The sequence below is a fragment of the Parvularcula lutaonensis genome (assembly GCF_014651915.1).
Classification (GTDB): Bacteria; Pseudomonadota; Alphaproteobacteria; order Caulobacterales; family Parvularculaceae; genus Parvularcula; species Parvularcula lutaonensis.
On the sequence record NZ_BMXU01000002.1, the window covers coordinates 653,007 to 679,223 of the forward strand.

Annotated in this window: 28 protein-coding genes; 23 read left to right on the top strand and 5 right to left on the bottom strand. The window is 64.0% G+C overall.

Annotated features, from left to right (window positions below; all coding sequences use genetic code 11):
- Positions 1–245: 245 nt before the first annotated feature.
- The 5 genes from IE053_RS14730 to IE053_RS11525 all read left to right on the top strand — a co-directional run bounded on the left by IE053_RS14730 (position 246) and on the right by IE053_RS11525 (position 4,953).
- On the top strand, positions 246–1,472 hold the full coding sequence (locus IE053_RS14730; protein WP_189576119.1) for a cytochrome c oxidase subunit II: 1,227 nt from the start codon (positions 246–248) through the stop codon (positions 1,470–1,472).
- Positions 1,473–1,486: 14 nt separating this feature from the next.
- On the top strand, positions 1,487–3,148 hold the full coding sequence (gene ctaD, locus IE053_RS11510; RefSeq protein ID WP_189576121.1) for a cytochrome c oxidase subunit I: 1,662 nt from the start codon (positions 1,487–1,489) through the stop codon (positions 3,146–3,148).
- Positions 3,149–3,246: 98 nt separating this feature from the next.
- Positions 3,247–4,158, top strand: a complete 912-nt coding sequence (locus tag IE053_RS11515) for a heme o synthase (RefSeq protein WP_189576969.1) — start codon at positions 3,247–3,249, stop codon at positions 4,156–4,158.
- A complete protein-coding gene (locus IE053_RS11520; RefSeq protein ID WP_189577042.1) occupies positions 4,151–4,387 on the top strand; it encodes a cytochrome c oxidase system small membrane protein in 237 nt (78 codons plus the stop codon). The genes IE053_RS11515 and IE053_RS11520 overlap by 8 nt, the downstream gene beginning before the upstream one ends.
- The gene (locus IE053_RS11525; RefSeq protein ID WP_189576123.1) at positions 4,387–4,953 is read left to right on the top strand and encodes a cytochrome c oxidase assembly protein; all 567 of its coding nucleotides are present in this window, start codon (positions 4,387–4,389) and stop codon (positions 4,951–4,953) included. Before IE053_RS11520 ends, IE053_RS11525 begins: the two co-directional genes overlap by 1 nt.
- Positions 4,954–5,141: 188 nt before the next feature.
- On the opposite strand, the gene IE053_RS11530 is transcribed toward IE053_RS11525, so the two are convergent.
- The 3 genes from IE053_RS11530 to IE053_RS11540 form a co-directional block, all read right to left on the bottom strand.
- Positions 5,142–5,645, bottom strand: a complete 504-nt coding sequence (locus tag IE053_RS11530) for a GNAT family N-acetyltransferase (protein ID WP_189576125.1) — start codon at positions 5,643–5,645, stop codon at positions 5,142–5,144.
- Positions 5,642–6,040 (bottom strand): SufE family protein, encoded by a 399-nt coding sequence (locus tag IE053_RS11535; RefSeq protein ID WP_373302888.1) that lies wholly within the window; start codon positions 6,038–6,040, stop codon positions 5,642–5,644. Before IE053_RS11535 ends, IE053_RS11530 begins: the two co-directional genes overlap by 4 nt.
- 136 nt (positions 6,041–6,176) lie before the next feature.
- Positions 6,177–7,208 carry a hypothetical protein gene (locus IE053_RS11540; RefSeq protein ID WP_189576129.1) on the bottom strand — a complete coding sequence of 344 codons (1,032 nt, stop codon included), beginning with the start codon at positions 7,206–7,208 and terminating at the stop codon, positions 6,177–6,179.
- A gap of 228 nt (positions 7,209–7,436) precedes the next feature.
- On the opposite strand from IE053_RS11540, the gene IE053_RS11545 reads away from it, so the two are divergent.
- Together IE053_RS11545 and IE053_RS11550 are read left to right on the top strand one after the other, a co-directional pair.
- Positions 7,437–8,531, top strand: coding sequence for a PAS domain-containing sensor histidine kinase (locus tag IE053_RS11545; RefSeq protein WP_189576137.1), 1,095 nt, complete (start codon positions 7,437–7,439; stop codon positions 8,529–8,531).
- A 5-nt stretch (positions 8,532–8,536) separates the two neighbouring features.
- Positions 8,537–8,872, top strand: a complete 336-nt coding sequence (locus IE053_RS11550) for a DUF1491 family protein (protein WP_189576139.1) — start codon at positions 8,537–8,539, stop codon at positions 8,870–8,872.
- Here the strand turns inward: IE053_RS11550 and IE053_RS11555 are convergent.
- Together IE053_RS11555 and IE053_RS11560 are read right to left on the bottom strand one after the other, a co-directional pair.
- The gene (locus IE053_RS11555; protein ID WP_189576141.1) at positions 8,863–11,004 is read right to left on the bottom strand and encodes a transglycosylase domain-containing protein; all 2,142 of its coding nucleotides are present in this window, start codon (positions 11,002–11,004) and stop codon (positions 8,863–8,865) included. The two genes, IE053_RS11550 and IE053_RS11555, sit on opposite strands and share 10 nt — an antisense overlap.
- A gap of 176 nt (positions 11,005–11,180) precedes the next feature.
- Entirely contained in the window at positions 11,181–13,358 is a 2,178-nt protein-coding gene (locus tag IE053_RS11560; protein ID WP_189576142.1) for an alpha/beta hydrolase, read from the bottom strand.
- 87 nt (positions 13,359–13,445) lie between these two features.
- Between IE053_RS11560 and IE053_RS11565 the strand changes: the two genes are divergently transcribed.
- Genes IE053_RS11565 through IE053_RS11635 form a run of 16 tightly spaced genes read left to right on the top strand, consistent with a single transcriptional unit; the run spans position 13,446 to position 26,216 of the window.
- Positions 13,446–13,904 carry a YcgN family cysteine cluster protein gene (locus IE053_RS11565; protein WP_189576144.1) on the top strand — a complete coding sequence of 153 codons (459 nt, stop codon included), beginning with the start codon at positions 13,446–13,448 and terminating at the stop codon, positions 13,902–13,904.
- Positions 13,905–13,943: 39 nt separating this feature from the next.
- Positions 13,944–14,339, top strand: a complete 396-nt coding sequence (locus IE053_RS14505; protein ID WP_229786199.1) for a hypothetical protein — start codon at positions 13,944–13,946, stop codon at positions 14,337–14,339.
- Positions 14,305–15,492, top strand: a complete 1,188-nt coding sequence (locus tag IE053_RS11570) for a DNA-packaging protein (RefSeq protein WP_229786200.1) — start codon at positions 14,305–14,307, stop codon at positions 15,490–15,492. The genes IE053_RS14505 and IE053_RS11570 overlap by 35 nt, the downstream gene beginning before the upstream one ends.
- Before the next feature lie 10 nt (positions 15,493–15,502).
- Positions 15,503–16,627 (top strand): phage portal protein, encoded by a 1,125-nt coding sequence (locus tag IE053_RS11575; protein WP_189576148.1) that lies wholly within the window; start codon positions 15,503–15,505, stop codon positions 16,625–16,627.
- A complete protein-coding gene (locus IE053_RS11580) occupies positions 16,624–16,869 on the top strand; it encodes a hypothetical protein (protein WP_189576150.1) in 246 nt (81 codons plus the stop codon). Before IE053_RS11575 ends, IE053_RS11580 begins: the two co-directional genes overlap by 4 nt.
- Positions 16,866–17,321 (top strand): HK97 family phage prohead protease, encoded by a 456-nt coding sequence (locus IE053_RS11585; protein WP_189576152.1) that lies wholly within the window; start codon positions 16,866–16,868, stop codon positions 17,319–17,321. The genes IE053_RS11580 and IE053_RS11585 overlap by 4 nt, the downstream gene beginning before the upstream one ends.
- A 14-nt stretch (positions 17,322–17,335) precedes the next feature.
- The gene (locus IE053_RS11590) at positions 17,336–18,514 is read left to right on the top strand and encodes a phage major capsid protein (protein WP_189576154.1); all 1,179 of its coding nucleotides are present in this window, start codon (positions 17,336–17,338) and stop codon (positions 18,512–18,514) included.
- Positions 18,515–18,528: 14 nt separating this feature from the next.
- A complete protein-coding gene (locus tag IE053_RS11595; RefSeq protein WP_189576156.1) occupies positions 18,529–19,080 on the top strand; it encodes a head-tail connector protein in 552 nt (183 codons plus the stop codon).
- The gene (locus IE053_RS11600; RefSeq protein ID WP_189576157.1) at positions 19,077–19,394 is read left to right on the top strand and encodes a head-tail adaptor protein; all 318 of its coding nucleotides are present in this window, start codon (positions 19,077–19,079) and stop codon (positions 19,392–19,394) included. Before IE053_RS11595 ends, IE053_RS11600 begins: the two co-directional genes overlap by 4 nt.
- A complete protein-coding gene (locus IE053_RS11605; RefSeq protein WP_189576158.1) occupies positions 19,391–19,819 on the top strand; it encodes a DUF3168 domain-containing protein in 429 nt (142 codons plus the stop codon). Before IE053_RS11600 ends, IE053_RS11605 begins: the two co-directional genes overlap by 4 nt.
- Positions 19,816–20,223, top strand: a complete 408-nt coding sequence (locus tag IE053_RS11610) for a phage tail tube protein (RefSeq protein WP_189576159.1) — start codon at positions 19,816–19,818, stop codon at positions 20,221–20,223. The genes IE053_RS11605 and IE053_RS11610 overlap by 4 nt, the downstream gene beginning before the upstream one ends.
- 10 nt (positions 20,224–20,233) lie before the next feature.
- Entirely contained in the window at positions 20,234–20,557 is a 324-nt protein-coding gene (locus IE053_RS11615; RefSeq protein WP_189576160.1) for a phage tail tape measure C-terminal domain-containing protein, read from the top strand.
- The gene (locus tag IE053_RS11620; protein WP_189576161.1) at positions 20,550–21,167 is read left to right on the top strand and encodes a DUF2460 domain-containing protein; all 618 of its coding nucleotides are present in this window, start codon (positions 20,550–20,552) and stop codon (positions 21,165–21,167) included. The genes IE053_RS11615 and IE053_RS11620 overlap by 8 nt, the downstream gene beginning before the upstream one ends.
- Positions 21,164–22,024, top strand: a complete 861-nt coding sequence (locus IE053_RS11625; protein ID WP_189576162.1) for a phage/gene transfer agent baseplate hub protein — start codon at positions 21,164–21,166, stop codon at positions 22,022–22,024. Before IE053_RS11620 ends, IE053_RS11625 begins: the two co-directional genes overlap by 4 nt.
- Before the next feature lie 44 nt (positions 22,025–22,068).
- The gene (locus IE053_RS11630) at positions 22,069–22,461 is read left to right on the top strand and encodes an NlpC/P60 family protein (RefSeq protein ID WP_229786240.1); all 393 of its coding nucleotides are present in this window, start codon (positions 22,069–22,071) and stop codon (positions 22,459–22,461) included.
- Complete coding sequence (locus IE053_RS11635; RefSeq protein WP_189576165.1) at positions 22,458–26,216, top strand: baseplate multidomain protein megatron; 3,759 nt, start codon at positions 22,458–22,460, stop codon at positions 26,214–26,216. The genes IE053_RS11630 and IE053_RS11635 overlap by 4 nt, the downstream gene beginning before the upstream one ends.
- The last annotated feature ends 1 nt before the right edge of the window (position 26,217 follow it).

The window sequence follows — 26,217 nt, forward strand, 5'->3', positions numbered from 1 at the left end:
CATCAAAATCAGAACAGCCATCTGGGCATGGGTCCCCCGCCGCTGCAAGGGCAGGGAGGGCTGTAACCCCTCCCATGTCAGGGACATCGGTGGTTCCCGTTTCTGGTAACTGGGTCGCATGGGCACACCTAGCCGCCTTCGCGCTGCGAAAGAATGCCGCGAAGCACGGAAAAAGGGGGTTATGCGACGATATTTCTGCGTCTAGAGGGGCGACAAACGTAACGATCTGACCCTAGTAGACGCCCATGACTCGTTTGCCTGTCGTGGCCGCCCTTGCGGCCCTCACATCCCTCTTCCTCGCCGCCGCTCCGGCGCATGCCGCGGACATGGCTGGGCTCGCTCAGTCGCTGGTCCAAGAGCAGTTCCAGGACACCATCGACCCGAAAGGGATCGACCTCCGCGATGCCGCCTCGCCGGTCGCCGAGCAGATCCACTCGTTCTACAACGCGATCCTCGTGCCGATGAAGGTGGGTATCAGCCTTCTCATTCTCGGCCTGATCATCTGGGTGGTGCTCCGCTTCAACAAGCGCGCCAATCCCAATCCGGCCAAGTTCAGCCACAACACGCTGGTCGAGGTCATCTGGACCGCTGTGCCGGTGTTCATCCTGCTCATCATCGCGGTTCCGTCCTTCGAGCTGCTGCAGGTCGAGGACGTCATGCCCGACGGGCAGGTCTTCGAATACGAGAAGCAGCCGGGCCAGACGCAGTTCGGTTTCGCCAATGACTTCCCGGAAAGCCGGATGGTCACCAAGGAGCGCCATATCGAAGTGGCTGCGATCTCGGACAGCGGCGCCAAGCGGCTGCTGCAGGCCGATGACGACTTCGAGGTCGCGGGTCTTGGGGAGGAGCGGGTGCTCGTGACCCTCAAGCAGCCCCTGCCTGCGAACGAGCGTCTTGTCATCACCGCGGGTCGCAGCCGTGTCGGCGCTGGTCCCGTTCTCGGCCTTTTCGGGCCGGACCGCTCGGAGATTGTCCCGGCGCCGACCCTGACCATCAAGGCCACCGGCTACCAGTGGGGCTGGGCCTACAGCTATCCCGAATATGGTGATTTCGAATTCGACGCTTTGATGGCGCCGCCGGAAGCGACCACGGAGGAACTCTACCGTCTTGCGACGACCAACGACATCGTCGTCCCCGCCGGTGAGACTGTCCGCATCATCACAACCGCTCGTGACGTCATCCACTCCTGGGCCATGCCGGCCTTCGGCATCAAGATCGACGCCATCCCGGGCCGCCTGAACGAGACCTGGTTCAAGACCGACATCGAGACGACCTTCTACGGCCAGTGCTCGGAAATCTGCGGCAAGGACCACTCCTTCATGCCGATCTCCCTCCGCGTCGTCAGCCGCGAGGAGTTCGAGGCATGGATCGACGAGCGCCGCGAACTTGAAGGCATGGAGCCGATGTTCGCGAACCAGGAACTTGCCGCCGCTGAGCAAAGCGGTGCTGCGCGCGCAGCCGCGCTGAAGTAATTGAGGCTAGAACAATGAGTGCGACTGACCGCGTTATTGAAAGTCACGGTGCTCACGACGAGCACGACCACAAGCCGGGCTTCTTCGTCCGCTGGTTCAATTCCACGAACCACAAGGACATCGGCATCCTGTACCTGATCTTCGCCATCTTCGCCGGTATCGTCGGTGGCGCGATGTCCGGCCTGATGCGCATGGAGCTTGCTGAACCGGGCATCACCTTCCTGACCAACTTCACCTCGGGTACGCCCGAGGAGCAGATCGAATCGGCGAAGAACTTCTACAACGTCCTGATCACCTATCACGGCCTGATCATGATCTTCTTCATGGTCATGCCTGCCCTGATCGGCGGCTTCGGCAATTTCTTCGTGCCGATCATGATCGGTGCGCCGGACATGGCCTTCCCGCGCATGAACAACATCTCCTTCTGGCTCTACGGCGCGTCCGCCACGCTCCTCGGCCTGTCCATGCTCGCACCCGGTTACGGGCAGGAGCTTGGCTATGGCGGGGGCTGGGTGCTCTATCCGCCCTTGTCGACCAGCGTGAAGGGGCCGGCGATGGACCTCCTGATCGTCTCGCTCCACCTTGCCGGTGTCAGCTCGATCCTCGGTGCCATCAACTTCATCACCACCATCTTCAACATGCGTGCACCGGGCATGACCCTGCACAAGATGCCGCTCTTCGCCTGGGCGGTTCTCGTGACGGCGTTCCTGCTGGTCCTCTCGCTCCCGGTCCTCGCCGGCGCGATCACCATGCTGCTGACCGACCGCATGTTCGGCACCGCGTTCTTCGACGCGGCCCGCGGTGGTGACCCGGTTCTCTACCAACACCTCTTCTGGTTCTTCGGACACCCCGAGGTCTACATCCTGATCCTGCCGGCCTTCGGCATCATCAGCCACATCATCTCGACCTTCTCGAAAAAGCCCGTCTTCGGCTATCTCGGCATGGCCTACGCCATGGTCGCGATCGGCTTCATCGGCTTCATCGTGTGGGCGCACCACATGTACACCGTGGGCCTTTCGGTCGATATGAAAGCCTACTTCGTGGCCGCGACGATGGTTATTGCGGTGCCGACAGGCATCAAGATCTTCTCGTGGATCGCGACGATGTGGGGCGGCTCGATCGACTTCAAGGTCCCGATGCTCTGGGCCGTCGGCTTCATCTTCCTGTTCACCGTCGGTGGTGTGACAGGTGTCGTGCTCGCGAACGCAGGGATCGACCACTACTTCCACGACACCTATTACGTCGTGGCGCACTTCCACTACGTCCTCAGCCTCGGTGCCGTGTTCGCGATCTTCGCGGCCTGGTATTACTGGCACGAGAAAATGTTCGGCGTGAAATACTCCGAGCTCCTCGGCCAGCTGCACTTCTGGACGATGTTCGCGGGCGTGAACCTGATCTTCTTCCCGCAGCACTTCCTCGGCCTCCAGGGCATGCCGCGCCGCTACATCGACTACCCGGTCGACTTCGCGTACTGGAACAAGATCTCGACCATGGGCTACTACGTGACCCTCATCGCGATGCTCATCTGGGTCATCGCGCTGATCCAGGCCTTCGTCTTCGGACGCAAAGGCCAAGGCGAAGCCAACCCGTGGGGCGAAGGTGCCACCACCCTCGAGTGGACGCTGCCGAGCCCGCCGCCATACCACCAGTTCAACGAACTGCCGAAGATTCACTAGGAACCTGCGGCATCTCGCGCGAATGGTCGCCGCGTCCTTGTCACAAGGGCGCGGCGCTTTGATATCCGCGCTATACTCCTAAGATGGCCACCGAACCGATGACCGATATTGCGCAAGACCAGACCGTTCCGTCCCACCTGACGGCCCAGCCGTCGGATTACGCCGCCCTGCTCAAACCGCGAGTGATGAGCCTGTCGATCTTTACCGCGCTCGTTGGGATGGTTGTCGCGCAGGGTCCGGTTCCCAACTGGGGCCTGGCGATCCTGTCGACCATCGCCATTGCCCTTGGGGCAGGGGCCTCGGCCGCTCTCAACATGTGGTGGGACAGCGACATCGACGGTCTGATGAGCCGGACCTCGAAACGCCCGATCCCGGCAGGCAAGGTCCCGGCGGCTGAAGCCTTCGGCCTCGGCATCGTTCTCTCGGCTCTGTCGGTCTGGCTGCTCGCGCTTTCGGGCGGCTATCTCGCCGCGGGCCTCCTTGCCATCACGATTGGCTTCTATGTCGTGGTCTACTCGATGTTCCTTAAGCGGCGGACACCCCAGAACATCGTCATCGGCGGCGCGGCGGGTGCGCTGCCCCCGGTCGTCGGCTACGCCGCCGTCACCGGTTCGGCGCCGCTCGAGGCATGGCTTCTCTTCGGCCTCATCTTCCTCTGGACACCGCCACATTTCTGGGCCCTCAGCCTTCTCAAGAAGGCCGACTACGAAGCAGCCGGCGTTCCGATGATGCCCAACGTCAAGGGAGATGCCGTCACTCGTGAGGAGATCTGGCGTTACTCGATCATCCTCGTGGTGTGCGCGCCGTTCATCGCGCTCGTCCCGCTGGCGGGCTGGCTCTACGCCGCCACGTCCATCGTCCTGGGTGTGGAGTTCCTGCGCCAGGCGTGGAACCTGCGCCAGAAGGCCGACACCAAGAGCGCTGGCAGGCTTTTTGGCTTCTCGATCCTCTACCTTTTTGCACTCTTCCTTGCCCTCCTGATCGAGCACTGGGTCGGTATCCATGGCTGACGAGACCACATCCCCCGAAGTGAAGCATGACCCGCGCGGCCTCGGCATCAACGACGCGCGGGAGGGCCTGCCCACCGGCGAGATGCATGAGCAGTCGCCCGAAGAGAAAAAGGCACAGGACCGCCGCAACATCGCAATCGCGCTCGCCGTGGTCGCCTTCGCGGCGCTCGTCTTCGCCACGACTATCCTGCGCCTTGCCGAAAACCTGAACTCCGCAGGAGCAAGCTGATGGACCGCAACGCCCGTGTCGCTCTTCTCGTTTCCGGTCTTGTCGCCGGCATGGTCGGCCTGAGCTTCGCCGCCGTTCCGCTCTACCGGGCCTTCTGCCAGGTCACGGGCTGGGGTGGTACGACTCAGGTCGCCGAGGCCGAAGCCGACCGTGTGCTGAAACGGAAAGTCACCGTTCGCTTCGATGCTTCGCGTGCGGAAGGTATCCCGTGGGAGTTCAAGCCCGCCCAGGTCAGCCAGACCCTACGCATCGGGGAGACTGGCCTTGCCTATTACGAGGCGACCAATCTCTCCGACGAGCCGGTGATCGGTTCGGCGACCTTCAACGTCCAGCCAGCCAAGGCGGGGGGCTACTTCATGAAGGTCGACTGCTTCTGTTTCGAAGAGCAGCTCCTCCAGCCCGGGGAAACGGTCATGATGCCCGTGACCTACTACATCGACCCTGAGATGGACGACGAACGTCGCCTCGACGATGTCCGGGAAATCACGCTCAGCTACACCTTCTATCGCAATGAGGACGCCGAGAAACGCGAAGGTCTGAACGCGGAGCGTTACGCCTCGAAGTAGCCGCCGGCATCGACGCGGCCCTTCGGGAGAGCACCTCACGCCCCCGCCATCCCCGAATTTGCAGCGCAAGTCTCCGGGACCCATGGCCCGCTGGCGCGAGCCTGCGAGAAGCTCTCCCCCACATCGCTTGCCACGGCTCAGCCGCGGGCGCCATCCACCACGGAACGAAAAAAGAAAAAGAGCGCCCGCTACCCGATCTGAGAAAAAGCGTCCGCATGCACCGCTTTTTTGCCCTTGACCGGTTCGTCGTCATCGAGGTGGACAAGGGCAAAATGCTCGCCGGCATAGGGGCTGTCGAACACCTCTGCCTCGGCGGCATCGAAGCCAAACCGTTCGTAGTAGGAGAGATCACCAAGCACAAAGACCCCGCGCCAGTCATTGGCCAGTGCCTGGGCGAGGGCGCTTTCGATCAGGCTTGCGGCAATGCCCTGCCTGCGAAACGCCTCGGCGGTGGCGACGGGGGCGAGCGCAAGTGTTCTTTCGGGTTCCTTCATCCGCGACAGGAGGACATGGCCGATGATCTCACCGTTGGCGTCGGCAAGGAATTCGATTTCCGTATCGCCGCCCTTGCGCAGCTCTTCGACGAGCCTGGCTTCTGCATCCGAAGGGAAGGCCTCGGTCAGCAGGGCACGGACGGCTTCGGCATCTCCGGCCTCATAGGGCCTGATCTCCCAGTCGATCTCGTCCGTCATGTCGATGCCTCTGCCTTGATCCGCTTGATCATGCTCGCCACGCCGTTCGAGCGCTGCGGCGTGATGTGTTCGCGGAGGTCGATCTCGGCCAGTTTGGCCTCGGCGTCGAGGGCGCGGACCTCGTCCTTCGACTTGCCGGAAAACAGGCTGATCATCAGCGCGACGAGCCCCTTCACGATCGCCGCGTCGCTGTCGCCACGGAATGCCACGACCGGGTCGGTTTGATCGAACACCAGCCAGACCTGGCTGGCACAGCCGCGGACTTTGTTATCCTCGGAACGTTCAGCCTCGCTAAGCTCGGGCAGGTTCTTCCCGAGGTCGATGATATAGCGGTACTTCTCGTCCCAATCGTCGATGAACGCAAAGTCGGCGGCGATGTCGTCGAAGGCTGGGATCTGGTTGGTCATGCCGGGGAGCTAATGCGCCAGCCCGAAAAGTGGAAGCCGGTTTTCGGCACAAGCTGGCGCGCCAATAAAAAAGGGCGCCGCGACGACGCGACGCCCTTTGGCTTTGCGATCGGGTTCCCCCCAATCAGGATCCGGCAGCTCCGGCACCGGCCGGCCAGCCGACGCAGCTCGACATGTCGTTGAGCGCGTGTTGGCCGAGGCAGAAGGCTTCCTCGTACGGCGTCCGGGTCGCCGCGATGCACTGGTCGAGGTTCATCTGAGCGTTGGTGAAGCAGCGCTCGGATTTCTTCGAGGTGCCAAACGAAGCGAGATGCTCCGTGCGGGCCGAGTTCATGGTGTAGTGGGCACCAAGGATCAGGGCCTTTGACACGATCGTGCCCGGACGCGCTGCCGGGTTCACCGGCTTGGCTTCGCCGGACCACTCCTTGGACCAGCTGGCGTTCTTGACGAGGTCCGGGCGAACCGCGCCGTTACGCTTCGGCTTCACCTTGCGGTCGTAGTCGGCCCACTGGCGCTTTGCGGCGTAGCGAAGAGCGCTGTCGACGCGGTCCATGCCCGACTGCGCAATCTCGCGGCGGGCCCAGGCGACCTTTTGCAAGTCATAGGCGTCCGCAATGAAGCTGTCGCCGACATCACGGATCCGCGCGGCGTCGTTGGTGGAGAATGCCATGATTGCAGCGATCGCTTTGTCAGCGCCGGGAAGCTGTCGGATCATGCCCGGATTGGCGGCGAGTTCAGCTTCGAACGCCGCGGCGCCACCACGCTTCTTCATCTTTTTCTCAACGGCCGCCGAGAATTCCGGCGTATCGGCCGCGATCATCGCTGCATAGGCGATCCAGGATGCGGCCATGGTCCGGTTGTCATGGCTGGCGAGACGGTAATAGGCGTCGCGCATCGAAGCCTCGTCCTGCGGCTTGTTGGCCGAGACGTGGTCGATATCTTCCCTGAACTGAATATAGGGCTGCGCAGCGAACTCAATCAGCTGGGCACCTTCCATGCGTTCCATGTCCGCTTTCTTGCCGACCGTCGAAGACGCGCTTGCAGGGCCCATCGCCAACGCCGATGCCGCCATACCCGCGACGACCCACGCCTTCAGTGACATGCGGTTCTCCCAATTTTCGGCGGCCTTCTGCCCCCGGCTACCGATACTAACCATCAGTGATGGTTTCCAAACTCTAAACGGATTTACGAAGTTCCGATACATCTTAATGCTCCCACCCGGTGCACCCCTGCACCTTCGGGAAGGATCACCCCCGCCCTGTTCAGGAACCTTTAAGGGCCAGAGGCCTAGCGTTAACGCATGCATGCGATTCCCCGGCAAAATGCTGAGAACAGGCCTGGACACGAGCAACGGCGCGCCCCGCAGGGCCAGCTGCCCCTCGCCATGATTCTCGAACAAGATATCCGCGGCACGATTGTCGAGGCTTCCGAGAGCAGCGGGAAGCTGTTCGGAGGACGGCCCGAGCGGCTTCTTGGGCTCCGCCTGACCGATCTCGTCGCCGCTCGCGCGCATCCCGAACTCTTGAACGCGATGAACAGGGCGTTGCGGGAGGGCCAGGCTGACATTGCCGTTGACCTGCGCAGAGAAGCCCGCGCGCCGCATGCGATCCTGACGATTAAATCTTTGCCACAAGGCGGTTTTCGTACCCGGATCCGCCCGCTGCTCTCCCGCGCCGCGAATGACGCTGGCAAGCCGGGCAGCGATTCGGTCGAGCCGACGCCGGACAAGCTCGCCGATGTCAGCCATGAAATCCGTACCCCTCTCAACGCGGTCATCGGTTTCGCCGATGCCCTTCGACAGGAGAGCTTCGGCCCCCTCGGTGACAAGCGATACCGCGACTATGCGAAGCTGATTCAGGAAAGCGGCCAGCATGTCCTCAGCCTCGTCAACGACCTCCTCGACATGTCGAAGGCCGAAGCGGGCAAGCTCGACGTGGAGCGCCGCCCGGTGCGCGTTGACGAGCTGGTCGTCTCCTGCGCGCAGATGATGCGGCTCGAGGCCGAGCGGGCTGGGCTGACCCTCTCTTGCAAGACCGCTTCGTCCGTGGGCATCCATTCGGTCGATCCGAAAGTGGTCCGCCAGATCCTTCTCAATCTTCTCTCCAACGCGCTGAAGTTCACCAAGACCGGCGGCATTGTCATCCGCACGCGCCTGCTCGACGGTGCTCTCGTGATTGCGGTGGAGGATACAGGCGTCGGCATGAGCGGGGATGACCTGCAGCGGATTGGCGAGCGGTTCTACCAAGCCCGACCGGAAGGCGTGCGCGGCACGCGAGGCTCGGGCCTTGGCCTAGCGCTGAGTTCGGCGCTGGCAAAAGCCCATGGAGGCTGTCTCGACCTGACGTCGGAGCCGGGCCGGGGCACGGTTGCAACCCTGACCTTGCCACTCAGCGAGGCGCCCGCGGCACGTCCGCGCCGCTACCGGCCGATCGAGGCACCTGCTTCGGCGGAGCTCGCGCAGCTCGACCAGCCGGCCTGATCCCGGTGGCCCCGCGCCTCAGGAGCGATGTCCAGGTCTCGGCGCTTCAGCGGGCCGTCGAAGCCGAAGGGCTGATGTTCGCCGTCCTGCACAAAGGGCACGAGGAAGGCGGCATGATCTTCGTCAAATGGGTCGAAGGCCGTGAGGCGGTGCTGTTCACCGAGCAAACCATCGACAATGAGCGCCGATGGGTGAGACGAGGTGAGAGCGTTGTCCCCGAAGCCGAAGCCAATGCCATCATCGCCAGCGAGAGGGAGTTTGATCCTGATCTCTGGGCGGTCGAAGTGATGGGCAGTTTCGAGAAAGCGGAACGGATCCTGAACCCCGCCGATCAGTCCTGACCGCCTTCGGGCGGGACGACTTTTCCCGTCACGCGTGGTCCCCTGGGGACGGTTTGGCCCGAGATGCCTTGATTGGGTCGGTAGCTCTCATTGTCGGCGACCCGGCCCTCAACGCGGCCGGGGTCGCGCTCGCGGGCGAGGATATCGCCGATGCCGTCATAGACGAAGTCCGGTCGCCAACGGCGCTTCACCCCGTAGGCGCGGAACATGAGATCGTCATAGAGGGCGTCGTAGGTTCGGGAGAGCTGCCACATATTCGGGTCATAAGGCTCGTAACCGTCGCTGAGCGGGATCGGGGCGGCCTCCATCGCCTCGTGAGCGGCGGTCATGAAGGAGCGCCAGATCCGTGCCGGATAGGTGGCGCCGGACACCTCGTTCATTGCGCGGTTGTCGTCATTGCCAACCCAGACGCCGGCGGTGAGGTGCGCCGAGTAGCCCACGAACCAGGCGTCGCGCCATTCATTCGTCGTCCCGGTCTTGCCGGCAACCTGGTGCCCAGGAACCTGCGCTGCTCGTCCCGTCCCTGTTTCGACGACCGATTTCAGAAGATCGGTCATCCGCTCCGCAGACCGGGTGCTGATGACCCGAGGAGCGGCGAAGGGCTCGCGCTCAAAGAGCAGCTCACCCTTCCGGGTACGCACTTCGACTATGCTGTGGGGCTTCGATGCGAAGCCGTCATGGGCGAAGGGCAGGTAGGCGGCGGTGAGTTCGTCGAGCGGCACTTCGAAGACCCCAAGGGCGATCGAAGGATGCGGAGCCATGCCGCTGTCGAGGCCGAGCCGTCTCGCGGTGTCGATGACAACGTCGCGGCCTACGGCCTCGGTGATCTGCACGGTGGCGGTGTTCGAGGACCTGGCCAGGGCCTCACGCATTCTGTGGGCGCCGAGATAGCGCTCTTTATAATTGGAGGGCTGCCAACCATCGACCTGCACGGGCTGGTCGACGAGGACCGTGTCCTGATCCCAGCCGTTTTCGAGGGCGGCGAGGAAGATAAAGGGCTTGAAGGCCGAGCCCGGCTGGCGGCGGGCCTGGGTGGCTCGGTTGAACTGGCTGTCACGGTAGCTCTTGCCGCCAATCATGGCGGCGATACCGCCCTCGCGATCATAGGCAATGAGGGAAGCCTGCTCGGCGCCTTTCGCCAGCGCAGCCTCGGTTTCGATGGTTTCGGAAACGGCTCGCTCGGCCGCTTTCTGCACGCCGGGCTGGAGGGTGGTGACGACGACCACGTCCTGGTCGAGGCCCGGCAGCTCGCGCAATAGCTCGGCAGCGACATGATCCATGAAGTAGCCGGCGCCGTCGGCACGGTCCTTCAGGTGCAGCTCCGGCGGGAACATCGTCGCCATGCGTGCCGTCATCTTATCGACGCGGCCCGCTTCGACGAGGTTCTGGATGACTTCGCGGCTGCGGGCGACAGCGCCTTCGTAGTTGGCATGGGGTGCAAGCTTGGAGGGAGCCTTCGGGAGCCCGGCGATCAGCGCCGCTTCAGCGAGGGTGAGCTCTTCCGGTGGCTTGGAGAAATACGCCTTCGAGGCGGCGTCGAGGCCGTAGGTGTTGGCGCCGAGATAGATCCTGTTCAGATAGAGTTCGAGGATTTCTTCCTTCGAAAGGCGCGCTTCGAGCCAGAGCGCAAGGTGCAGCTCCTCGAACTTACGGCTCAGGGTCTGCTCGCCCGAAAGGAAGAGGTTCTTCACCAGCTGCTGGGTGATCGTGCTGCCGCCTTGCACGACGGTGCCCGCGCGGTAGTTGATCATCGCCGCCCGGAGCATCGCGAAGGGGTCAAAGCCCGGATGGCGGAAGAAATTCCGGTCCTCGGTGGCGAGGAAGCTGTCGATGACGAAGGGCGGAAGCTCGGTCAGCACCACTGGCTCGCCAAGCTCACTGCCGCGCATACCAAGCTCGGTACCGTCGGCGGCGAGGATCAGGATGTTCGGCTGCCGCCCTGCGGAGGCAAGGTCGATGTCGTCGGTCGGGAAGTATTGCCGCGCGATCTCTGCATTGAGCGCGAGGAGCGGGATCGACAGGGTCAGTGCGGTCGAGGCGGCCACGGCGAGCGGCGCCGCGAGATAGCGCAGGCGCAGGTGCCTGAACGCGAACATGCCGCCCCGGCCCAGGGCCTTGGCGGTCGCCTTCAAACCGACAGCGAGATCGGTGCCCAGTTCTTTCAGGACCCTAGACGTCGGACGTTCCTTTCCCGGTGTCGTGATGCTGCCTGGTTTCCGAACAACCTAGCGGAGGAAATGTCCGCCACGGCCTTAAATGATGCAGCAATGCGGCCATTCTGGACGAGAGTTCACGCTGTTGAGCGCGATCACAGCTCGCCACGGGCGATCCAAGCGGTGTTCGAGACCTTTTCGAACCAAGGCGCAAATCCTCCCACATAGATGGCGTTGTCCTTCTCGAAAGGTGACATTTCGAAATCCGTGACCCTTGCGAGGGGGCGCTGGTTCGGATCCGTGCCGGGAACGTAGATTTCCTCGAGGCGGTAGACGGTCTGCCCTCCGACGACGGTGCGCACGAGATACCAAGCATCCTTTCCGAACCCTGTGCGCCAGTAGGGGAAGACAGGGCGGGCGGCGAGGAAGTCGGGATCGTAATAGACCTCGATGCCGATCCATTCCTCGAGGTCCCGGCCGCGACGGCGGATCGTGGTCGCTTCCTGCGCCTGGATGTAGTGTGGCTCGCGGCCGAGCTCGCGGCGGAGGAGCTGGGCGATGTCCATCTCGACGACAGGGCGTTCTTCGCCGGGGGTGTAGCGGAAAGCGCGGTTCAGCGACGTGAAGGCAAGGGTCGTCTTCGCCTGGCTTCGGTCGCAGCGGAACGAGCCGATCGCGTAATTTTTCTGCCAGTAGACATCGAGCTGTTCGAGATAGGGGCGGGTCGCAACGAGATCCTCGAGATCGAGGAGGACCTGCCAGCTTGCATTCTCGCCATCCCTCCGCCTCAGGATCATCTTGTCCGTGGCGGCATACATCCGCCCGCCGCACGCCGCGAAGCCGCGGATTCGCTCATCCTCGCGTGGCGTAAATTCAGGCTCGTCGTCGAACCGGATGCCGCCGACACTAGCCGGGTCATAGATGCCCTTGGTGATGCCGAGAGGTGCCGGGGACGCCCCGACGAGGACGATGTCCTTCTTCGTCTGCGGGTCGCGCCAGCCGGTCATCGATTCGACATGCACGGCATCGACGGGCCCTGTCAGCTCTCCGATCTCCTGCTTGGTCCAGTTCCCGCTCGGTGTGCGGATAAAAACAGCGGCAGGCAGGGGGCGGTCATCGGTCCGCTCATAGGTTGCGCCAACAAGGAGGTAGTCGAGCTTCGCGATCGGACGGCCCAGGCTGTCGGTCTCGAAGCTGACAGGAGCCATCGAGGCGACGCGAGTGAATCCGAGCGGCATCTGGAAATCGAGCTTCCACTGTTCTTCCCGCGAGTCGAGGCGCATCACTTGGGCACGGCGGCTCTCTTCAGTTTCATTCGTATGCCCATTGCCGGCGAACAGCCGCTTCTCATGGGTGACGATCTCGGTGATTTCCGTCCCGGTAATCCGGCGGCCATTGGCGTCCTCTTCTGGGGCCTCGAAAGCGAAGAGCCACGGGATCGGCGGCAGTTCGAGCCCCTTCGGATCGCGGGTCCGGATGACGGGGATGTTGGCTTCGCGACGGATGAAGTTGATGAGTTCCTTCGTCATCGGATCATTCTCGCCGCCGAAATAGCGGTAGACACTTTCGGGATCCCGGCTCACCGCCTCGTAAAGCACCGCGACGCCGCCTTCTTTCCTGAGTGCCGAGGCGAAGGGCTTGGCCTGGCGGAAGGCGTTCGGCGTCCCAGACGTGTGGACGACGAAAAAGGGGGGAAGCTTTCGCGTCTTGGCGGTCTGGTAGGCGGGAGAAGCGCCGGGCCAGAAGCTGGGGTTGTCGGTGAAGACCTGACGCAGGACCTGCCCGCGCTGGGTGGCGAGGGTTGTCTCGGCGATCTCCGTCGGTACGTCATAGACTGGCGAGTCGAGCGCGATGATGCCGCCGAGGTCGGACGGCACCGCGCCATACTTGGCAAGATAGCTGGGGTCCGTTCCGACGAGGCTGACGAGGTGGGCGCCCGAGCCATGTCCGACGAGATAGATCTGTCGCGGATCGATGCCGTAGCGGTCCGCGTTCTTGGCCAGCCAGACCGCAGCTGCCGCCACGTCCTGGGCCTGGTCGCGCGGGGTGACTTCCGGGAAGAGACGGTAGTTCATCGCTGCGACCGCGAATCCCTCCTGCAGGAAGTATTTGGTCTTGGCGATCGCCGTGCGCTTGTCGCCGGTCTGCCAGTCGCCGCCGTGAACGATCAGGAGTGCAGGCTTCAACGTCGAGAGCGGCCGCGCGGAAACGTCGATCAATTGCCGCGGATGACTGCCATAGGGTTGATCGCGCTCGATAATCTCGGCAGCGAGCTCCTGCGCCGAAGCAGGGGTGACGAGCACCAGTAGGGCGATGACAAACGCGCGCAGCATGGAGTTCTCTCCGCAGAATCCCGGCCGGGGACTGTTCTCGCGCCGTTGTCGCTGCCAGACGTTAATCTCCTGTTTAGCCTGAGGGACATGCCGGTGTCCGACGACCGACCATTCTGGGAGCGCAAGGCCCTCACAGAGATGACCCGTGAGGAGTGGGAGAGCCTGTGCGATGGCTGCGGGCGCTGCTGCATCGTGACGCTTGAGGACGAGGACGAGCCGGAGATCCTGCAGGAGACCTCGATGCGCTGCCGCCTGTTCGATCCCATGGCGCGGCGTTGCACCTGCTATGAGAAGCGCACGGCGCTGGTGCCCGAATGCGTCGAGCTGCGGCCTGACAACATCCGCGACCTGAGCTTCATGCCGCCGACCTGTGCGTATCGGAGGCTGGCCGAGGGCAAGGGGCTGGCAAGCTGGCACCCGCTGATCTCAGGCGACCCGAAGTCCGTCGAAACCGTCGGTATCGCCGTGCCGCGCGAGATGACCGACGAGCGCGAGGTCAAGGAGCGCGACTACTGGCGCTACGTGACCGGCGAGCGGCGGCGATAGACTTATCCCCGCCATCTCTGGGCGTCGTAACCTGTCCGCATGCGGCGGAGCGATCACACCATTTCGGATGACCTGAGGCAGGGGCTCGAGGCCCTTGTGTGTCAGCAGGCGGCGTTCCTTGCCTGTCTCGACTGGCAGGACGCTGAGCAGATCGCCCTCGCCGAAAAGCGCGGACGGATCATCCAGGTCCACCGCGGCAATGTCGAGAAGACACTCGGTATGGATGACAACGGACAGAAACAGCGAAACCCCGACGACCCCTTCAACGGCGATACTGAAGCCCTCAAGCGAGAGCTGGAACGTCGACTTCTTCGCCACGCGCAAGCTCTCGGTACCGAAGAATTGCTTCGACGGGTACGCGCACGAGGACTTACTCCGCCAGCTCTGGGACTGGAAATTTTTGGCGAGGCCAGACCAGAAGGCCCCGAAGGGTGACTGGACGACTTGGCTGGTCCTTGGCGGCAGGGGCGCGGGCAAGACGCGCACCGGCGCCGAGTGGATCCACGAACGGGTGCGTCAGGGCGCGAAGCGTATCGCGCTTGTCGCAGAGACCTATGCCGATGGGCGCGAGGTCATGGTGACGGGACCGTCGGGGCTGACGCAATCGGGGTATCCGTCGGAGCGACCAAGCTACGAGCCATCACGGCGGCGCGTGGTCTGGCCCGGCGGGGCGGTGGGGCATGTCTTCTCGGCTGAAGATCCCGAAGGCCTGCGCGGCTACCAGTTCGATACAGCGTGGTCGGATGAGTTGGCGAAGTGGCCGGGCGGCGGCGATACCTGGTCGAACCTGCAAATGGGCCTGCGCCTCGGTGACGACCCGCGCCAGGTGGTGACGACAACACCGCGCACCGTCCCTTTGCTGAAAGAGATCATGGGCCGTGAGACGACAATCGTCACGCGCGCATCGAGCTACGCCAACCGTGCCAATCTCGCGAAAAGTTTCTTCACGGAGATTGCCGCGATTTATGAAGGCACGGCGCTTGGCCGTCAGGAGCTTCTGGGAGAGATCATCGAGGATCGGGAGGGGGCTCTCTGGTCCTGGCCGATGATCGAAGCGGCGCGGGCGGAGCTCCCCCAGAGCTTCGCCCGCATCGTGGTCGCAGTCGATCCGCCCGTCACGAGCACGGATCGTTCCGACGCCTGCGGGATTGTCGTGGCAGGGCTTTGTCATGGCGAGCCGCGGCGGGCCTTCGTCATTGCCGACCTGACCGTGCGGGGCCTTTCGCCGGCTGCTTGGGCGGAGAAGGCGGTGGCGGCCTACCACGCCTATGAGGCGGACCGGGTGGTTGCCGAAGTGAACCAAGGCGGTGATCTCGTCGCCGAGGTGCTTCGCACAGCCGACCCCTCAGTGCCCGTCAAATGCGTCCGTGCGAGCCGGGGCAAGATCGTCCGGGCCGAGCCTATCGCCGCTCTCTACGAACGCGGGCGGGTCTTCCATGCCCGGCCCTTCAAGGAACTCGAAGACCAGATGACCGCCTTCACCGGAGCCTCCGGGGAGGCAAGCCCCGATCGTCTCGATGCCATGGTCTGGGCACTGACCGACCTCATGCTCGGCCCGCACGGCGCGCCGATTGTCCGTACACTATAGGGGAGAAACCATGCTCAAACGACTGACCCGCAAGGAGCCGGAGCGCAAAGGCGCCTCGCTCGCCGAACTGATCGCGCTGCATGGCGCAGGGGAGCCGGGGGTGCACCTGCCTGCACCGGGCTACACGACGAATGTCGTCGCCTATCGCTGTATCCGCATGATTGCCGAAGCGGCGGCGTCGGTGCCTCTTCAGGTGACCGAGCGAGGCGCGACCCTGAGCGGTGGCGACCTCTGCCGCCTGATCGGCCAGCCCAACCCAGACCAGACGGGGACGGAGCTCCTCGAAGAGGTCTATGGCTACCTCCAGACCCACGGGAACGCGTATATCGAGCGGCTCGACAATGGCGAGAGCACACGAGCGCTTTTTCTTCTTCACCCGGACAGCGTGGAAGAGACCGAGAATGGCTACCGCCACCGGATGAAGAGGGGTGAGCGGACATTCCGACCCGATGTGACCGGCCGGATGCCGCTTCTCCGTCTTGCGCTTTGGCAGCCGCGGGGCGGGAAGGGACACGCGCCGCTGAAGACCGCGGCGGAGGCGATCCACCTGCACAACGCTGCGCAGGCGTGGAACCGCCAGCTTCTCGACAACGCTGCCCGGCCGTCCGGAGCCCTCGTGCACCGAGGGCCAGACGGCGCACAGCACCTGACGCCGGAGCAGTTCGACCGACTGCGGAGCGAGCTGGACCAAAGCTTCTCGGGCCTGCGTGGGGCGGGACGTCCGCTGTTGCTCGATGGCGGTCTCGACTGGCGGCCGATGGGGCTGACCCCGGCGGAGATGGACTTCCAGAACCTGCGCAACGCGGCGGCGCGGGACATCGCACTGGCCTTCGGCGTGCCGCCGATGCTTCTCGGTATCCCAGGTGACAATACTTATACGAACTATCGCGAAGCGAACCTCGCATTCTGGCGACAGACCGTCCTGCCGCTGGTGCGCAAGGTGGCGGGTGCCTTGTCAGGCTGGCTCGATCCGGCGCGGATCTGCAGTATCGAGCCGGACCTATCGATGCTCGAAGCGCTGGCGCCGGAGCGCTCGAGCCGTCTCGACCGGATCGCACATGCAGAGTTCCTGACCGATTCGGAAAAGCGGCAGGCCCTCGGCTTTCCGACCGACCCCGAGCGGGGCCTGCAATGACGATGCCGCAACGCATCGTCGTCGCGCTTTCGACCGCGCTCTGTGTCCAGATGATCGCAGCGCTCCTCTGGGCGGGTGCTGCGGCGCAGCGGCTCGACACGCTGGAAGAGCAGCTTCGCCGGATGGCGGTCCTGGAAGTCCGGGCCGCGCGGCTCGAGGAGCAGACGCTTCACCTGAGGAGCGCGCTCGACCGGATCGAAAACAAGCTCGACCGGGCCCTCCATGACGAGGTCGGCCAATGATTCCGCAGAACCGAGCCGAGATCGAGGGCTACGCCGCCGTCTTCGGCAGCGCCGACCTTTCGGGTGACCGCGTCGTGCCCGGAGCGTTCGGCGGGAAACTTATCCCCGCCCCCAGGGCACCGGTTAGGATGCTTTATCAGCATCAGGCGGAGACACCCATTGGGCGCTGGACGGAGATCAGGGAGGACAGGCGCGGGCTTTATGTCCGTGGGCAGCTCTTTCTCGATACGGATCAAGGGCGGGAGACGCATAGCCTCATCGCAGGGGGCGCCCTCGATGGCCTCTCCATCGGCTTCAAGACCAAGAAAGCCCGAGCCGCACGGGAGGGAAGGATGCTGACCTCCATCGATCTCTGGGAAATCAGTGTGGTGACTTTCCCGATGTCGCCGGAGGCACGGATCACCCGCGTCTCCGAACCCGGCAAACGCCTGCCGCGCAACCTCCTGGCCTAAGAAAAGGAAGAGCCATGACCCTGGAAACTAAACACGCCTCGATCGAGGAAAAGGCCGCCGCAAGCGACCTGCTCCACACATTCGAGGTCTTCAAGTCCGAGAATGATGCGCGCCTCGACGCCATCGAGAAACGCGGCGCCGTCGATCCGCTTCATGAGCAGAAGCTGCAGCGTCTCGAGAACGCGCTTACCGAGCAGAAGGCGGCACTCGACCGGCTCGCGATCGGTGCGCTGCGCGCCGACCAGGCCGGTGACGAAGACCCGGAGCAGAAGCAGGCTTTCGAACAGTATATGCGCGCCGGCATTCTCTCGGCCCCCGAAGAGAAATCGCTCTCGGGTTCGAGCGATGCCGATGGTGGCTACACCGTTCCGACGACCATCGAAGCGGCGATCGACCGTGCCCTGACCGAAGTCAGCCCGTTCCGCGGTTTCTGCAGCGTGCGTTCGATTTCAAGCTCGACGTTCCGTCTTGCCGTGAACGAAGCGTCCTATGCCTCTGGTTGGGTTGGTGAGACCGACGCGCGCCCGGAGACCACGACGCCAACCATCGCTTCGATCGAGTTCAAGACTGGCGAGATCTACGCCATGCCAGCCGCGACCCCGCAGCTTCTCGAGGACTCCGCCGTCGACATCGAAGCATGGATCGCTTCGGAAGTGCGCCAGACCTTCGCCGCGGCAGAGACCCAGGCCTTCGTCAACGGTGACGGTGTCAACAAGCCGCTCGGCTTCCTGCAGGCACCGAATGCCGCAGACGCCACCCGGACGCATGGCCAGATCGGTACGCTGAGCGGTACGGTCGATGGCGATAGCCTGATCGAGATGGTCTACGCCCTCGATGCGCAATATCGCGACAAGGGCCGTTTCGTCTTCAACCGGAAGACGGCCGAAAGCATCCGTAAACTGAAAGACGCAGACGGAAACTATCTCTGGACGCCGGGCATGCAGGCCGGACAACCAGCGACGCTGCTTGGCTACCCCGTGAGCGAGGTCGAGGCCATGCCGAACGCAGGCGCCGGCGCCCATGCGGTGGCCTTCGGTGACTTCGAGGCGGGCTACCTGATTGTCGATCGCAAGGGCGTGCAGGTGTTGCGCGATCCGTTCAGCGCGAAGCCCTACGTCCTGTTCTACACCACCAAGCGTGTCGGTGGCGGAGTCCAGGACCACGCTGCGATCAAGCTCCTCGCTACCGCTTAAGCCGAGGACTGACGATGTACGAGCTCATCACCCCTCCGGCCGTCGAGCCTTTCACCCTTGCGGACCTCAAGGCAGCCCTTCGCATCGACCATGCGGACGAGGACGGCCTGGTGATGCGGCTCGGCATCACGGCGCGGCGTTTCATCGAGCGCAGGCTTGGCCACGCCATTGCAGGGCAAAGCTGGCGGCTGACCCATCAGGGACAGCCGTCGGGCAGGCTGGTTCTCCGTCCAGGAACGGTCAGCGCAGTCACTTTGGTCAGTCTCCGCTATGGTGACAATCCGTTAGAACCGACAACGGAATACCGGCTTATCATGTCCGAGCCCCAGACCGTGGAGATTACGGCTCCCCGGACAAAGACTGGCGCGGCTTTGGAAGAAGTGCAGGTCACCTTCACAGCAGGCCGGACGGACGTGTCGACAGTTCCCGACGATCTCCTCGAGGCGATCTACGCCCTCGCCGCCCACTACTACGAACATCGTGAGGCCGTTGGCGAGGGGCGCTATGTCGCCATGCCGCTCAGTGTCGAGACGATGCTTCAGAGCCTGCGGGAGGTGCGCCTGTGACACCGTCTCTCACGGACAGGGTCGAGCTCCTAAGGCCCCAGCGCATCGTCGATGAAGGCGGCGGCTACAGCTTCGGCTTCACCTCTCTGGGGACCGTGGCGACGAAGGCCGAAGGACACAGGTCGGCGATCGACGGCAGCCTCGAGCAGAACCAGCGACGAATGCAGCGCGAATTCCTCATGCGTTCACGGAACGACCTCGTCTTCGAGATGCGGCTCGTTCACCGGGGGAAGACCTTCCGTATCACCGATATTCAGGACCAGGACGAGAAAGGCCGATTCACGCTCGTCCGTGGAGAGGAGATCATGCAATGAGTTTCGAGGCTGCCTGGTCACTCCAGACCGCACTCTTCGACCGGTTGAGCCAGGATGCGGCGCTTCAGGCTTTGCTTGGCAATCCTGCAAGAATCCACGACGCCATACCCTCCGATGCCGTGTTCCCGCTGCTCCAGATCGGCGCGGGTAAGATCGCGCCCTATTCCGGCATCGAAGGGGCCATCGAGCATACGCTTCGCTTCAGCGCCTTCTCTCGGTGGGGAGGCCGGAAGGAAGGAAAGCTTATCGCTGATCGCGTCCGGCAGCTCCTGCAGAACCTCCGCTTGCCGATTGATGGACACGTGATTGTCCAGTCACGCATGGTCTTCGAGGATCACCTGCGGTTCCGCGACCCCGATACCTTCCAGGCGACCATGCGGTACCGCATCGTCACGATCCCTGACAGCATTGCGAGCGCGGCATGAAGCTGATCGGTACAGACCAAGCCCTGCTCTCCATCGGGCAGGGCGGTTCCTCGATCGATGTTGCAGGGCTCACGCGGAGGAGTTTCACGCTCAGCCGTCCGGCAACCGACCGTTCTGACGAGGCGGGGGGCGGGTGGTCGACAGCGTCCGCCCTGGCCGCCCCTGCGAGAGCGGAACTCCGGGCCGAGGGCGTGTTCCTTTCCGGCGCGGCGATGTCCGCTGTCCGAACGGTGTTCCTCGGCGCTGCACCCGAAAGCTTCACGCTCCACCTTCCCGAGGATGGGAGCTGGACCTCGGATTTCCTTATTCGCAGCCTGAGTTTCGACGGTCGCGCCGAGGGCGAGGTGCGGTTCTCGATCCGGCTCGTCTCGACAGGTCCCGTGACCTTCGCTCCGGCCAATTAGGGAGGTGGTGATGAACGAGAACCCTCCGTCAACGAACGATATCACAGAAGCTGCTACAGGCCAGCTCGAACCCCTTGCGGCGCTGGTCGAGACGACCTTCGCCGACATGGCGCGCAACCTGACGGACGAGCTTGCGCGGGCCTCTGCGGATGGTCGGCAGTCGATCAGCGAACTGGCAGACGGGATCATCGAGGATCTCGCGCGCGCTGCTGCCCAGAGGCTGATCGAAAGGCCGCTCGAGAACGCGTTCGGTCAGTTCGCCGAGGAAGGCACGAGCAAGGCCGCCGACCGCCTCTTCAAGGCACTGATGAAAAGGAGCGCACGCAATGGTTAGGGTTGGTTTCCACGACGTTCCGTTCCCCGCTGCCGTCGCCTTGGGCGCAGTTGGTGGACCCATACGGAAGACCGACATCGTGCGTACAGGGTCGGGGGCCGAGGTGCGCCGGGCGCGCTGGAGCGGCAGCCTGCGCCGCTGGGATATTTCTCTTGGTATACGGAACTTTGCCGAGGCCGAGGAAGTCCTGTCTTTTTTCGAGGCTCGTGAGGGCCGGCGCCATGCCTTTCCCTTTGGCGACCCCCTCGACCATAGCTCTGCGGTGGGAGGCATCGCCCCCTCACCGATCGACCAGGTCATTGGAACGGGGGACGGCGTGCAGACGACCTTCGCGCTGACCAAGCGCTATGGCGGTGTTACGAGGCCGATCGAGCTTGCGCGGATCGGTTCCGTCCGTGTGGCGATTGATGGCGTGGAAACCCAATCCTTCTCGCTGGTGCGTGAACGCAACGCGGTGGTTTTCGATACGCCTCCTCCGGCAGGAGCAGCGGTGTCAGCGGGCTTCCTGTTCGACACGCCGGCCCGGTTCGAGGACGATAGCCTGCGGCTTCAGCTGGGGGCGAAAGGGGCTTCCGTGCCTGCAATCGGACTGGTCGAGGTCCGCCTGTGAAGAGTATTGATGCGCATACCAAGGATCGTTTGAGCCGTCAGGGCGCTGCGACAGCCCATGCGGTCCGGCTTTTCCGAACCGATGGCGCCATCACGGCCCTCACGGACTGGAACCGGGACCTGACCTTTGGCGGCATCGTGCATCACTCCGAACCAGGGCTGACGGTCGAAAGCCTGCAGCACACGGCTGACCTTGCCCCGGATTTCGGTGCGTTCACCACATCCCTGTCGGAACAGGGGATCACCGAAAACGGCCTTGCGCGGGGTCTCTATGCGAGGATCCGCGCGGAAATCTGGCGGGTCGATGGAGAGGATCCGGACGCGCGACTGCTCCTCAGTGTCGGGACGATAGGGGAGATTGAGCGCACCGGCGACCGCCTCTCTCTCGAATTCCGGGGGCTGTCGCAGGCGCTCGCCAAGCCTACGGGGCGGGTCTACCAGAAGAGTTGCGACGCGCAGCTCGGCGATGCTCGCTGCGGCGTGGACCTGACGCAAGCGGCCCATACGGCTTCGGGCACCATCGTTCAGTTCTCCGGCCTGTCGCTGGATGTCTCCGTGTTGCCTCTTTGGGATCCTGCGGATTTTGCGTTCGGAACACTGATAGTCGAAAGCGGTGAGCTATCAGGAGCCAGGCGTGCGATCAGGGCGTCGCGCGCGGTCACGGGGGGTCTGTCCCTGACACTCTGGGAACAGCTTCCCGGACCGCTGGCGCCGGGCGACACCGTCAGGCTGTCGGTCGGGTGCGACAAGGAGTTCGCCACCTGCAAGGCGCGGTTCCAGAACCATGAGCGCTTCCGGGGGTTCCCGACGATACCGGGCATGGATGTCCTCGTCGTGCAACCGGGGGGAGGCGCGTGAGCCCTTCCGAGAAAGAAGCAGCCCTCCGAGCACGGACAGTGATCGTGACGCTCTCCTGGTTGGGGACGCCCTACCGGCACCAGGCGTCGCAAAAGGGTTTCGGGACGGACTGTCTAGGCCTCATCCGGGGAGTTTATCGGGAGCTCTGCGGGAGCGAAGGCGAGCAGCCGCCGCCATATCCGCGGCGTCTTTGCGGGCCCGAGGAGCCGTTGCTTGACGCCGCCCGGCGAAGCCTCGTCGCGCGGGACAAGGCCGGTATCGGCGATGTCCTTCTCTTCCGCATGCGGCGATCCATGCCGGTCAGCCATTGCGGGATCCTCATCGCCCCGGACCGGTTCGTCCATGCCTATGAAGGGCAGGCGGTCATCAGCACACCCCTTTCTGAATTCTGGCAAACACGCATCAGCGGTGTCTTTGCGTTCCCGGAGGTTCCATGACCCAAGCGATCACCACCGCCGCCCGCGAAGCTGGCAAGGCGGCGCTTCGCGAAGCGCCCCGCTACGCTGCATCGCTCGCCGCCGACCAGGCCGCGAAGGCGGCAAGCAACCTGCTGTTCGGGCCGGTCAAGCGGATCACCACCGGTCGTGCCCTGGACGAGATCCGCTTGCTGACGGCGGGGGAGGGGCGCGGCATCCCGAGGGTCTATGGCCGCGGGAGAATCGGTGGCCAGGTGATCTGGGCATCCGACCCGGTCGAGGAGACGCAGACCGTTACCTCCGCGCAAGGCGGGAAGGGTGTCCAGACTGCGACAGAAACAACGGCAACGGAGTATCGCTACAAGATCTCGCTCGCCATCGCCCTCTGCGAGGGAGAGCTTGCCCGGATCGGAAGGGTTTGGGCCGATGGCAAGCTCATCACGCTTGCCGATTACCAGTACCGTATCCATCGCGGGACCGAAGACCAGCTCCCCGACGCGCTGCTCGAAGCGGAACTCGGCGGGGCGCCAGCCTTCAAGGGTCTGGCCTATATTGTCTTCGAGGACCTGCCGCTGGCGCCATTCGGCAACCGCGTTCCGCAGTTCAACTTCGAGGTGATCTGTCCGGTCGATGGCGGCGACGACAAACGCATGGAGAAGGCGATCCGTGCCGTGACGATCATACCGGGGTCAGGCGAGGCAGTCCTCTCGGGCGAGACGGTGATGGAAGACCGCGGCGACGGCGTGACGCGCCCGCTCAACCGCCACAACGGCATCGGGGTGAGCGATGCCGAGGCAAGTTTCGACGAAATGATCGACGTCCTCCCGAACCTCGAAGCAGCATCCCTTGTGGTCAGCTGGTTCGGCACGGACCTGCGCGCCGGGCACTGCGAGGTCTTGCCAGGCGTCGAGCTGGCAGATCGGATGACAGAGCCTGAGGACTGGACCGTCGCGGGATACACGCGGACGACGGCGCGCCTTCTGAGCCAGACGGATGGCCGGCCGTCTTATGGCGGAACACCCTCGGACGCAGGCGTTCTGGCAACCATCGCGGATCTCAAGGCGCGGGGATTGGCAGTCGCCTTCCACCCCTTCGTCCTGATGGATGTGCCCTCGGGAAATGGCTTGCCCGACCCCTATGGCGGGGCGGAACAGGCCAGCTTCCCGTGGCGCGGCCGGATCACTGCTAACATTCTGTCCGATGACGGAACATCGTCTGTCGATGCGCAGGTCGATCATTTCTTCGACAGCTACGAGCCAATGGTCCTGCACTATGCGCAGCTTTGCGCCCAGGCAGGGGGCGTGGACACCTTCATCATCGGATCGGAGCTGCGTGGACTGACCCGGCTGCGCAACGCGGCCGGCGGTTTCCCGGCCGTTGCGCGGCTGCAGCGGATCGCTGCTGCGGTGCGCGTGATCCTGCCGCAGGTAACGATCACCTATGGCGCGGACTGGAGCGAGTATGGGGCCTACCAGCCTGGGGGAAGCAACGACCTCTTCTATCCGCTCGACCCTCTGTGGGCGGACGGCAATATCGATGCGGTCGGGATCGACAATTACTTCCCTCTGACGGACTGGCGCGACGGCAGCGGCCACGCCGATGGCCTGAGCCATGCCGGGCCTTACGACCAGGACTACATCGCCGGGCGTATCCGCTCGGGCGAGGGTTATGACTGGTACTATGCCTCCGACGCGGACAGGCTGGCCCAGCTGAGGACACCAATTGTCGATAGTGCGTATGGGGAGGACTGGGTTTTCAGGCCCAAGGACATCTGGTCATGGTGGAGCGAAGACCATCACCCCCGGTCCGGCGGCATCAAGGGTGCGAAAACCGGCTGGGTGCCACAATCGAAACCTGTCCTTTTCACCGAGATCGGCTGCGGTGCTGTCGACAAGGGACCGAACCAGCCCAACGTCTTCGTCGACCCGAAGAGTGCGGAGAGCGCGCTGCCACATTTTTCCTCCGGGGTTCGTGATGACCGCGCGCAGCGGGCGTTTCTCGAGGCCCAGCACCGGTTCTGGTCGGACCCTGCCAACAACCCCGTCAGCCCCCTGACCCAGAAGCCGATGGTGGAAGCGGGGCGGATGTATGTCTATGCATGGGATGCCCGTCCGTTCCCTGACTTTCCTGCGCGTAGCGACGTCTGGGCCGATGCGGAGAATTGGACGACCGGGCATTGGCTTAACGGGCGGGCTGGGCGCGTGCCCCTCGGTGCGCTGGTCGAGACACTCGCCGCGGATGCGGGTCTTCCCGCCTGTGATGCCTCGGCATGCGACATGCTGGTCAGTGGGCTGACCATACCGGGCCCCGCCACTGGGCGAGAGGCCATCGAACCGTTGCTTGACCTTTTCCAGCTTGATGCCTTCGCGCGGGATGGCCTGCTGATCGTCAAGCCACGGACTGGTTCGGAAGACATGGCCATGGAGGAGGGCGATCTCCTCGATCTCGGCGAGCTGCCCCTGTCGATCGAACGGGCGCAGGACGAGGAAATCCCTGCCGCCCTGTCGATCACCTATGCCGACGAGCTTTCGGGGTATGCCCTCAAGACGACGGAAGTCCGCGACGAAACGGTGGTGAACGGCAGGACCCTCCGCATGGGAACTTCTGTCGTGCTGGAGCAAGGGGAGGCTGCGGCGCGGGCGAGGGCGATCCTTGCCGAAGCGCGGGCCATGCGCGAACGCGCTGCCTTTGCCCTGCCGGAAGTCGCGGACGGGATCGAGCCTGGCTCCGTCTTGACGATCGCGACAGGAGCATCGGCGCTTCGCTTGCGGATTACGGTGTTGGAGGAGGGGCCGTTCCGGTCGTTCGAGGCCGTCACCACGGATCCTGGCTGCTTCGAGGTCGCCTATGAGGGCCTGCGCGCTGATCCGGAATCGCCTCCTATTAGCCACGGCGCTGTGGTCTTCGAAGCGATGGACCTGCCGATGCTGCCCACAGGGTCGGACCAGGCGCACCTGTGGCTCGCGGCTTTCGCCGAGCCATGGCCGGGGACGGTCTCGGTCCATGACGGCAGCGGAGGCTATCTCACTGGCCTGACGTCGCAGTCATTCATCGGCACGCTGGCGAGCAGCCTTGAGGGCGGTGCGACCGGGCGTTGGGACAGGGGAAGCCGGTTCCGGGTGCAATTGCCTGCCGGGGGACTTTCCAGCCTGCCCGAAGCCGACGTGCTCGGCGGAGCGCATCTTTGTGCCGTCGAGACGGGAGCGGGTTGGGAAGTCCTCCAGTATCGGAGCGCAGTCCTGCAGCCTGACGGGACGTGGGAACTTTCGGACCTCCTGCGCGGGCGCTTCGGCACTGACGCCGAGGCCGCGATAGGCGCAGCGGCGGGGGCTCGGATCGTCTTCCTCGAAGGCGCGAAGCCTGTGCCGCTACCAGCCGACCAATGGGGCGGATCGGTGACCTTCGAGGCGGGGCCAGCGACTGTGCTTCCCGGCGCCTATCCCTACAGGAGCCGCAGCTTCGCCCTTGAAGGTTCAGGGGCCCGGCCGCTGGCTCCGGTCCACCTCAGGGCCACGACATCCGGCGCCCAGATCACCCTCGACTGGATCCGGCGCACCAGGGTCGGTGGCGACCAGTTCGGCTCCGGCGACGTGCCTCTCGGCGAGACGGTGGAGAGCTACGAGGTCCGGCTCTATGATGCCCAAGGGGGCGAGCTTGCCCGCCATGTCGTGGATCAAACTTCGTTCAGCTTCACCGAGCCGGGGGCCGTATCGGCCTCGGTCGCGCAGCTTTCCTCGGCTTTCGGTGCAGGGAGAAGTGCATCGGTTGGTCTATGAT